The organism is Glaciimonas sp. Gout2, from assembly GCF_035018905.1.
Classification (GTDB): Bacteria; Pseudomonadota; Gammaproteobacteria; order Burkholderiales; family Burkholderiaceae_D; genus Glaciimonas.
The window spans coordinates 20,289-30,302 of sequence record NZ_JASJXA010000042.1 but is presented as its reverse complement, the minus strand read 5'-3'; the positions used below and the strand labels follow the sequence as shown (position 1 = coordinate 30,302).

12 protein-coding genes are annotated in these 10,014 nt (G+C 49.1%); 2 read left to right on the top strand and 10 right to left on the bottom strand.

Going from position 1 to position 10,014, the window contains the following annotated elements; translation table 11 throughout:
• On the bottom strand, positions 1-209 hold a 209-nt coding region (locus QN379_RS19885; protein ID WP_323507390.1), incomplete at its 3' end, for an aldehyde dehydrogenase family protein.
• Positions 210-522: 313 nt separating this feature from the next.
• Between QN379_RS19885 and QN379_RS19880 the strand changes: the two genes are divergently transcribed.
• Positions 523-1,275, top strand: coding sequence for a transporter substrate-binding domain-containing protein (locus QN379_RS19880; RefSeq protein WP_323507395.1), 753 nt, complete (start codon positions 523-525; stop codon positions 1,273-1,275).
• Between the two features lie 71 nt (positions 1,276-1,346).
• Here the strand turns inward: QN379_RS19880 and QN379_RS19875 are convergent, their stop codons facing one another.
• From QN379_RS19875 to QN379_RS19865, 3 genes are all read right to left on the bottom strand, one after another.
• Positions 1,347-2,174: an SGNH/GDSL hydrolase family protein gene (locus QN379_RS19875; RefSeq protein WP_322234550.1), complete on the bottom strand. Its 828-nt coding sequence runs from the start codon at positions 2,172-2,174 to the stop codon at positions 1,347-1,349.
• A gap of 24 nt (positions 2,175-2,198) precedes the next feature.
• Positions 2,199-3,005, bottom strand: coding sequence for a PPK2 family polyphosphate kinase (locus QN379_RS19870; RefSeq protein ID WP_322234548.1), 807 nt, complete (start codon positions 3,003-3,005; stop codon positions 2,199-2,201).
• A gap of 181 nt (positions 3,006-3,186) precedes the next feature.
• On the bottom strand, positions 3,187-3,567 hold the full coding sequence (locus QN379_RS19865; RefSeq protein ID WP_322234546.1) for a CoA-binding protein: 381 nt from the start codon (positions 3,565-3,567) through the stop codon (positions 3,187-3,189).
• Between QN379_RS19865 and QN379_RS19860 the strand changes: the two genes are divergently transcribed.
• The gene (locus QN379_RS19860) at positions 3,566-3,697 is read left to right on the top strand and encodes a hypothetical protein (protein WP_322234544.1); all 132 of its coding nucleotides are present in this window, start codon (positions 3,566-3,568) and stop codon (positions 3,695-3,697) included. The two genes, QN379_RS19865 and QN379_RS19860, sit on opposite strands and share 2 nt — an antisense overlap.
• A gap of 281 nt (positions 3,698-3,978) precedes the next feature.
• Here the strand turns inward: QN379_RS19860 and QN379_RS19855 are convergent, their stop codons facing one another.
• From QN379_RS19855 to QN379_RS19830, 6 genes are all read right to left on the bottom strand, one after another.
• Positions 3,979-4,404: a F0F1 ATP synthase subunit epsilon gene (locus tag QN379_RS19855; RefSeq protein WP_205322637.1), complete on the bottom strand. Its 426-nt coding sequence runs from the start codon at positions 4,402-4,404 to the stop codon at positions 3,979-3,981.
• Positions 4,405-4,654: 250 nt separating this feature from the next.
• The gene (atpD, locus tag QN379_RS19850; RefSeq protein ID WP_205322638.1) at positions 4,655-6,055 is read right to left on the bottom strand and encodes a F0F1 ATP synthase subunit beta; all 1,401 of its coding nucleotides are present in this window, start codon (positions 6,053-6,055) and stop codon (positions 4,655-4,657) included.
• 218 nt (positions 6,056-6,273) lie between these two features.
• Positions 6,274-7,146, bottom strand: a complete 873-nt coding sequence (gene atpG, locus QN379_RS19845; protein WP_322234541.1) for a F0F1 ATP synthase subunit gamma — start codon at positions 7,144-7,146, stop codon at positions 6,274-6,276.
• Between the two features lie 29 nt (positions 7,147-7,175).
• Positions 7,176-8,717 (bottom strand): F0F1 ATP synthase subunit alpha, encoded by a 1,542-nt coding sequence (gene atpA / locus QN379_RS19840; protein WP_322234539.1) that lies wholly within the window; start codon positions 8,715-8,717, stop codon positions 7,176-7,178.
• Between the two features lie 254 nt (positions 8,718-8,971).
• Positions 8,972-9,505 carry a F0F1 ATP synthase subunit delta gene (locus tag QN379_RS19835; RefSeq protein ID WP_322234537.1) on the bottom strand — a complete coding sequence of 178 codons (534 nt, stop codon included), beginning with the start codon at positions 9,503-9,505 and terminating at the stop codon, positions 8,972-8,974.
• A 2-nt stretch (positions 9,506-9,507) separates the two neighbouring features.
• Positions 9,508-9,978 (bottom strand): F0F1 ATP synthase subunit B, encoded by a 471-nt coding sequence (locus QN379_RS19830; RefSeq protein ID WP_322234536.1) that lies wholly within the window; start codon positions 9,976-9,978, stop codon positions 9,508-9,510.
• Between the last annotated feature and the right edge of the window lie 36 nt (positions 9,979-10,014).

Below are 10,014 nucleotides of genomic sequence, written 5' to 3'. Positions count from 1 at the left end.
GCCGTTTTACGACGCCATGATTTCCAGGCCGCGTTAGCGGCAGCAATCGCACGTCTGGTTTCGGTCGTACCCATTAGGGGAACCGTGCCGATAGTCTCGCCGGTAGCGGGATTAGTGACAGGAAAAGTCTCACCGTTATCGGCATCGGACCAGACACCGTTGATATAAGCTTGCTGGCGAAATAAAGAAGCGTCTTTTAATTGCAACATAATGAACTCCTGTCAGGAAATGCAGGTGCGTTGCCAGCCGCAATATTAAACATTGCGATCACAACAGCACAAAAGAATAACGTTACCACGACCTTACGTAACGAGTTGGGTCACACCAATTTGCGCAGTAGACAATGCAAAGAGTCAAATAGGAATCGCACAACGCGCTAAAATAGTTTGCATGGTTTTAATTGGCAAGGAACCAGTTGTTTATCTCGCTTTTTTTCTACTTCTTACCTGTCAACGATATGCCCATCACTCCGGAGAGTTTGTGAAAAAAACGTATTTTTACGCACTGACGACATTTACTGCAATGGTTGCCATCTCGCTGTCAGCGTCCGCATTGGCTGCGCCCGATACACCTCCATCACGTCTCGATCAAATTTTGCAGACCGGCAAACTGCGCGTATGCATGACTGGCGACTATAAGCCATTCACGTTTTACAAAACCGACCAGACCTTCGAAGGAATAGATGTTGATCTGGCGCAATCATTAGCAAAAACTCTAGGGATTCAGGCCCAATTCGTCAAAACATCCTGGTCAACACTCACCAACGACTTTCTGGAAAAATGCGATATTGCGATGGGCGGCGTTTCAGTCACATTTGATCGGCAGAAAAAAGTCTCGTTTTCAGTCTCTCACATGGTCGATGGCAAATCTGCGATTGCACGTTGTACAGATGTGGCGAAATTTCAGTCGCTGGCGGCAATAGACGTTCCCGGGACACGCGCTATTGTCAATCCTGGTGGAACCAATGAGCGCTTTGCCAAGACCCACTTCAAGCAAGCCCAACTCATCGCGCATCCTGACAATGTCACTATTTTTGATCAAATCGTCGCGGGAAAAGCGGACATCATGGTAACCGACGCCAGCGAGACTTTATGGCAGTCAAAATTACATCCTGAGTTGTGTGCAATTAATCCCGACAAGCCACTCCAGTTTGCCGAAAAAGCGTTCATGCTGCCGCGTGGCGACGTGCCATTTAAAGAGTTTGTCGATACCTGGATGCATCAATTGAAAGCCACTGGCGACTACGATCAGATATCAAATCACTGGCTCAAATAGAACATTTTTTGCCCTGCACAGACTTATTTTGAGAACTGCTGCGGACAAGGTAATGCTTAAAAAAAACCGCCTTACTCTGCTCCGTTGGCTGTCGCCACTTCCGACGTTTTTTTACTCCGATATTGTAGACGTGGGGCCACCGCGGCAGCTAACTGGCGCCCCCAAGTCGCAGCACCGATGACCGACGGATGCATCCCATCAAACGCCAGCAAAGCGGGATCGGTCATATTTTTTAAAGTCGGCACGCGTGTCACGTTCATGTGCGGCGACAATTCGACAACGATTTTCTCAGTCGCAATATCCAATTCTTGCGCTTTAAGGCCAAGCACAAAGCGTAACGGTTGCGGCAATGCGGGAAATAAATGGAGCGGCGGTACGCCAGCCACGACGATCAGACGCGGTGATAAATGCAGTTGTAGTTGCAACAAAAGATATTTCAACTCAGCCGCGTAACGACGCCGCGATCGAAACGCTGTGCTGTCATTAACGCCAAATGCTATGAGCACCACATCGACATGTTGCAGCGCCGTTCTTTCGGTAATGCGAGGTAATAAGATTTTGATGGCGCTATGCAACGTCGCCCCATTCTTTCCCATCGCCTGCCATGCAACCGGACGCTCCAACCGTATCGCCAGTGCGGCAGCGAACTGGCCGGTAATGGCCTCATAGTGCGTTGCAACGCCGACGCCAGCTACCGGTGATTCGCCAAAAGACAGTAACTGCAAGGCTGGTGGTCCCGGCTCCGACTGGTTGCTGGCAAATACTTCTGACTTTGCCAAGCCAGTGGTCGGACCGACCGCCTCTGGCAAACGCGGCGTAATCTTGCGCGTACGTCGGCCTTGAAAAATCAGCCAAGGCAACAGCGGCAGCGCTACTAATTCGGGTAACCATCGTCGCACCTGGATCCTCCTGAAAGCAACACCCTACACGATTTTGAGGCCGACCAACGCTGGATTGGCTGCGGGTGGTTTAAGTTTCAATGTTTGTAACGTCTCAAGCACGATACTCGCTATCGCCACATTACGGTGGGTCTTGGAGTTGGCTGGAATCACATACCACGGCGCGTGATCGGCATCAGTTGCCTGAATAGCGCGAGAAAATAAATCCTGATATGTATCCCAGCTTTTCCGCTCCTCCATATCTTGCAGATCAAATTTCCAGTTTTTTGCCGGATCATCAATACGCTCTTGCAATCTACTAGCCTGTTCGTCCTTCGAGATGTGCAACAAAAATTTAATAATGGTCGTGCCGGTCTCAGACAACATCCGTTCAAAATCGCGAATATGCGTATAACGCCGTTCGCATTCGGCATCATCAATCCAGTCGTGCACCCGCGTTATTAAAACATCCTCATAATGACTACGGTTAAACACCGCTATTTCGCCGGATGGCGGCACTTGCTGATGGACGCGCCATAGATAATCATGCGCTTTTTCAATCGGACTTGGTGCTTTAAAGCTAACAATATTTATGCCCTCAGGATTGACCTCGCTGAACACACCTTTAACCGTTCCATCTTTTCCGCTGGTATCAATTCCCTGCAAAACAACCAGCAATTTGTGATGTTGACCGGCATACAGCAAATCTTGTTGCAGGCCGATTTCAGTCGCCAACGACAGTATCTTCTGCTTGTCTTTATCCTTGTCACCGCTAGAAAGCGGCTTTTTGCTGGCATCCCCATCTTTAAGCTTAGTCTTTTTACCAGCGCGAAATTCACTCTGAGCGGACATCGAATACTCCTTTATTACGCCATATTCATTTTATATAAACGAGCAGCACACTTCAGACTGCCGCATTTCATTCCGAATCCGGCGGTCATCCAACCATAATCGTTGATTTAAGGAAAACATCCAGGTCTTTAATAAAGGCCCGATACCAACAGTAAATTAATTTTTTGATATTCTAAAAAAATTACAATACGCCGTGTAAATTACCCAAGGCATGCTCGATCTTAATACAACGATCCATCACAACGGTTAATCCAGCCTTGATGGCTTTGTCGGCGGCATCCTGATTAACGATGCCAAGTTGCATCCAGATGGTACTCGCCCCGATCATGATAGCTTCACCAACAACGGGGGGAATATCATTCGCTTTGCGAAAACAATCAACAATATCGATCTTTAAATTGTCCATGGTTAAAGCGCCCGCAGCAGCATAAAGATCTTTATAGCAAAGCTGTCCAAGGATGTGAGTACCTACATACATAGGATTGACCGGAATAATCCGATAACCATGCTCTTGCATATAGCGGGCTACACCATAACTCGGGCGATCAGGTCGATTGGACATGCCGACTATCGCAATGATGGGTTCGGAAGACAGGAATAACGATATGGGTGCTGCTGGCATGGAGGATTTTCCTCTTCAGGTTAGCGCGCTGATGGCATCGAATGCTGCTACTTTGGTGCAACAACTTTAATACGGCGTGAATCCAGCGTTAATCGGGATTTCTCGTTATATCTCGTTATATCTCGGCATATCTCGGTATATTTTAGACAAGACAGTGATGACCCTATCTTACTTGAGTCTGCTCTTATCTGTATCGGGATAGAAACACGAAGTCTATTTCGCGCCCGATGAATACTTACCGCTCATTAGCAACCACATTGCGTGCAAGGCACGGGCAACAAAAAAGCAGCCGAAGCTGCTTGTTTGCTACCATCGTCCAAATCGGAACAATCTCTTGTACCGATTGCTGAATTAACGGCCTTTTGAACGCAATCTATGGATCGCTGCCAACTGCGCAATTGCTGTCGTCAATTCTGACTGGGCTTTTGCATAATCGATCTTCGATTCCTGATTGGTTAATGCTTCTTCTGCCAAACGCTTGGCTTCTGTCGCTTTCGCCTCATCCAGATCGGCACCGCGAATCGCAGTATCGGCCAGAATGGTGACGGTATCAGGCTGCACTTCCAGCAGGCCACCAGCAACGAAAACGAATTCGTCTTCCGCCTGACCTGGCACCTTGATGCGTACCGCACCCGGCTTGATACGCGTGATCAGCGGCGTATGACGAGGATAAATCCCCAACTCGCCTGACTCACCCGGCAACGCGACGAATTCAGCCTCGCCAGAAAAGATAAGCTCTTCTGCCGAAACCACGTCAACGTGAATAGTGTTTGCCATGTTAGACCCTTATGTATAGAAGTTGCACAAAATCAGCCCGGCGGCGTTGTGCTGTCCTCGCCGTACTAGCGTACTGTCTACGTCCGCGCGTCTTGCCGGGACAATTTTGCGTCAGTCCTCATTTACCCGTTCAATCAAACTGTCATAACAGATGCCAACTACGTTACTTACACGCTTACACTGCCCAGACATCGACCTTACGGTCAATCCCTGTGCTCGAGTAACGTCACGCAACCAACATCGCTATGCTTTAGTTGATTTTCTTGGCTTTTTCGATTGCTTCTTCAATTGTACCGACCATATAGAACGCTTGTTCCGGCAGGTGATCGAGTTCGCCGCTAGCGATCATTTTGAAGCCCTTGATCGTATCTTTTAGCGAAACGTATTTACCTGGTGCACCGGTAAATACTTCAGCAACGTGGAACGGCTGCGATAGGAAACGTTGCATTTTACGTGCACGTGCTACCAACAGTTTGTCTTCCGGTGCCAACTCATCCATACCTAGAATCGCAATAATGTCGCGCAATTCTTTGTAGCGTTGCAGAATACCTTGCACAGCACGTGCTGTGTCGTAGTGTTCCTGACCAACCACGAGTGGATCCAACTGACGCGAAGTAGAATCAAGCGGATCAACCGCTGGATAAATACCTAACGAAGCGATATCACGTGACAACACAACGGTGGAGTCCAAGTGAGCAAACGTCGTTGCTGGCGAAGGATCGGTCAAGTCATCGGCAGGAACATACACCGCTTGAATTGATGTGATCGAACCAGTTTTAGTCGACGTAATACGCTCTTGCAAACGGCCCATTTCTTCAGCCAGTGTCGGTTGATAACCCACAGCAGAAGGCATACGACCCAACAACGCAGATACTTCGGTACCAGCCAATGTGTAACGATAGATGTTATCGACGAAGAACAACACGTCTTTACCTTCGTCACGGAAGCCTTCGGCAATCGTCAGACCAGTCAACGCAACGCGCAGACGGTTACCCGGCGGCTCATTCATCTGACCGTAGACCATGGCAACCTTAGAGTTCTCTGGATTTTCCAGATCGACCACTTTTGCATCAGCCATTTCGTGATAAAAGTCGTTACCCTCACGAGTACGCTCACCAACACCGGCAAACACGGACAAACCACTGTGCGCTTTAGCGATGTTGTTAATCAATTCCATCATGTTGACGGTCTTACCAACACCAGCGCCACCGAACAAACCAACTTTACCACCCTTGGCAAACGGGCAAACCAAGTCAATAACCTTGATACCTGTTTCCAACAACTCTTGCGATGGCGACAAATCGTCATACGCAGGAGCTTTACGGTGAATAGAAGCTGTTGTCGCGTGACTTACCGGACCGCATTCATCAATAGGATTACCGAGTACGTCCATGATGCGACCAAGTGTTGCTTTACCGGTAGGAACCATAATTGGCTTACCAGTATTCTTGATCATCATGCCGCGGCGCAGACCATCAGAGGTGCCCAACGCAATAGTACGAACGATACCGTCGCCTAGTTGCTGTTGTACTTCCAGTGTCAGTTCCGAACCTTCCATCTTCAAGGCATCGTAAATCTTAGGCATCGCGTCACGTGGAAATTCAACGTCCACAACAGCGCCGATACACTGAACGATTTTGCCATCAGCCATTTTCGTTCCTTCAATATATAAAATTAAATTCAGTTGAACGCTTGCGCGTTATGGTCGTTGCGTGCGGCGACCTCTAAAAACCTGTTACACGAACCAATGTCGAACCTGCGATCCTCACCGTGCCCATTGCGGCTTCCGGATTTGTTGCATCGACGACCTGACTTTGATTCGTTCACTGCGGCTTTTTGAGGAGCCCTTAAAATCGTTGACTGTGTGACCTAAACTGCAGCCGCACCGGAAACGATTTCCGACAATTCCTTAGTAATCGCAGCCTGACGAGTCTTGTTGTAAATCAACTTCAACTCACCAATCACGTTACCGGCATTGTCGCTTGCCGACTTCATTGCGACCATCCGCGCTGATTGCTCAGACGCCATGTTCTCTGCAACCGCTTGATAAATCAGCGTTTCTACATAGCGCAATAACAAATCGTCAATAACACTTTGTACGTCCGGTTCATAGATGTAATCCCACGCGTGGGCACCATCATTGTCGGCCGCGAGACGTTCGTTTGACAGAGGCAGCAATTGCTCTAGTCGCGGTTCTTGTCTCATCGTGTTAATGAATTTGGTGTACACCAGGTACACCGCATCCAGACGACCTTCTTCGTATGCATCAAGCAATACCTTGACCGGGCCAATTAACTTGTCCAGATGCGGCGTATCACCGAGTTGCACCACGTGCGATATGACTTTTGCGCCAACCCGGTTCAGAAAACCCAGGCCTTTATTACCAATTGCGACTGCTTGAATCTGATTACCCGCTGCTTCCAGTTCACGCATTTTGGCAGTAACAAGACGCAAGGAGTTGGTATTCATACCGCCGCACAAACCTTTATCGGTTGTGACAACGATAAAACCAACCGTCTTGGCATTGTCCTGCTTAGTCATGAACGGATGCGTGTATTCCGGATTCGCTTGCGACAAGTTAGAAGCAATATGACGAATCTTCTCACTATAGGGACGAGCCGCCAGCATCCGTTCCTGCGCTTTACGCATTTTGGACGCCGCGACCATTTCCATCGCCTTCGTGATCTTTTTCGTATTTTCTACGCTTTTGATCTTGCCGCGTATCTCTTTGCCTGTAGCCATGAGTTATTACTCCTTATAGCCCCAGAGAATTAATACGCGTCGGATTTTTTGAAATCAGCAACTGCAGCAGACAACGCAGCTTCAGCATCTTTGTCGAGTTGCTTGGTTTCTTCGATCTTTTGCAACAATGGCGCGTGGCTAGTTTTCATGAAGTCATGCAAAGCTGCTTCGAATGCCAGCAATTTCTTCACTTCAACATCATCCAGAAAACCCTTGTTGACCGCGAACAACGTTACTGCCATTAACGAGATCGGCAATGGCGAGTATTGTGCTTGCTTCAACAGTTCAGTCACACGTGCGCCACGATCCAGCTGTTTGCGGGTTGCCGCATCCAGATCAGAAGCAAACTGCGCAAACGCAGCCAATTCACGATACTGTGCCAAGTCGGTACGAATACCACCGGACAGGTTCTTGATAACTTTAGTCTGAGCAGCACCACCAACGCGCGATACCGAAATACCAGCGTTAATCGCAGGACGGATACCAGCGTTGAACAACGACGTTTCCAGGAAAATCTGGCCGTCAGTGATCGAAATAACGTTGGTTGGAACGAAAGCAGAAACGTCGCCAGCTTGTGTTTCAATGATTGGCAAAGCAGTCAATGAACCAGTCTTGCCCTTGACTTCACCTTTGGTGAAAGCCTCGACATAAGCTGGATTCACGCGTGCTGCGCGCTCTAGCAAACGGCTGTGGAGATAGAACACATCGCCAGGATACGCTTCACGACCCGGTGGACGACGCAGCAACAACGATACCTGACGGTATGCAACAGCTTGCTTTGACAAATCATCATAGACGATCAGTGCATCTTCACCACGGTCACGGAAGTATTCACCCATGGCGCAGCCAGAGTAAGGCGAGACGAATTGCATCGCGGCCGACTCAGAAGCCGACGCTGCGACAACGATTGTGTATTCCATCGCGCCGTGTGCTTCCAGCGAGCGTACGATGTTTTTGATCGATGATGCTTTTTGACCAATCGCAACATAAATACATGTAACGTTTTGACCCTTTTGATTGATGATGGCATCAATCGCAACAGCAGTCTTACCAGTTTGACGGTCGCCAATGATCAGTTCACGTTGACCGCGACCAATCGGGACCATCGAGTCAATTGACTTGATACCGGTTTGCATCGGCTCAGAAACTGATTGACGGGCAATAACGCCTGGTGCAATCTTTTCGATTGGCGCTGTCAACTTAGCGTTGACCGGGCCTTTGCCGTCAATTGGCTGACCTAGCGCATTGACAACACGACCACGTAGTTCAGGACCGATCGGCACTTCCAGAATACGACCAGTACATTTGACTGTATCGCCTTCAGAAATGTGCTCGAAGTCGCCCAAAATAACGGCGCCGACAGAATCACGTTCCAGATTCAGTGCCAGACCAAATGTATTGCCTGGGAATTCCAGCATCTCGCCTTGCATCACGTCAGACAGACCATGGATACGGCAGATACCGTCGGACACGGAGATAACCGTGCCCTGATTTCGAATCTCAGCGGTATCGCCAAGGCCTTGAATCCGGCTCTTGATCAGTTCGCTGATTTCAGACGCGTTGAGTTGCATACTAACTCCTAAAATTTTTCTCTTTGGCTTACGCTAAGGACTCGGGCCACTCAGTTTGACGCAATTGATGCAGTTGCTATAGTTTAGCTACCGCGGCTGTTACCGCAATAGACTTTTTCGGAACCTGCTGCGCCTCGCGAATAATGCGTTGCGCGGTGCTCACAATCCTCATGGTCTAAGACCGTTCCGGTTGCTCCACTCCGTGAGCCCTATCTTCACGACGCTCGCTAAGGCTCAGTAAAAAGTCTGCTGTCTTATGCCGTTAACGCGACATTTAACTGTTGCAGCTTGGCGCGTACCGATGTGTCCAGCACTTCATCGCCAACCACCACGCGCACTCCACCAATTAACGTACTGTCAACCTTGACAGAAGGGTTGAGCTTGCGACCGAATTTCTTTTCCAACGTGACCAGCAGTTCTTGCACTTGTGCAGCAGACAGCTCAAAAGCACTGGCGATTTCAACATCGGCGGCACCTTCCTCGGCATTTTTCAGCACGTGGAATTGTTCAGCGATTTCTGGCAATGCTATCAAACGGCCATTGGCAACCAATGTGGTGACGAAGTTTTTGGCTTCGACAGACAATGGTGACGTCAATAACGAAAGAAAGATGTCAGTAACTTGCTGATGTGTCACCGCAGGATTACGCGCCAGGGTAAGCACATCAGGATGGGCGGCAACTTGCGCCATCTCAATAATCAAACCAGACCACGCAGCCAAATCTTGCGTTTTGGCTACACGGAACAGCGCATCTGCGTAAGGGCGGGCAATCGTTGCGATTTCAGCCATGATTACAGCTCTGTTTTCAGTTGATCCAACAAGTCGGCATGTGCCGCTGCATTGACTTCACGCTTCAAGATCTGTTCAGCACCTTTGACGGCCAGAGTAGCAACTTCGCCGCGCAAACCTTCACGCGCTTTGGTTACTTGCTGATCTGCATCGGCTTTGGCATTCGTGATAATACGCGCCGCTTCGTCTGAAGCCGTTTTTTTGGCTTCATCAATAATTAGCTGCGCACGCTTTTCGGCTTCGCCAATACGCTTCTGACCTTCGTCACGCGCTGTCGCCAGTTCTGCCTGTACCCGCTTTTCAGCGGCTGCCAGATCTGCCTTGCCGCGATCAGCGGCTGCTAGGCCGTCCGCAATCTTCTTGGTGCGCTCATCGAGCGCTTTCATCAACGGCGGCCACACGAATTTCATCGTGAAGCCGGCGAGGATAAAGAAGACCACGAACTGCGCAAACAATGTTGCATTTAAGTTCACGGTAATTTCCTTCTCAGAATAACGTGTGCTGAAATA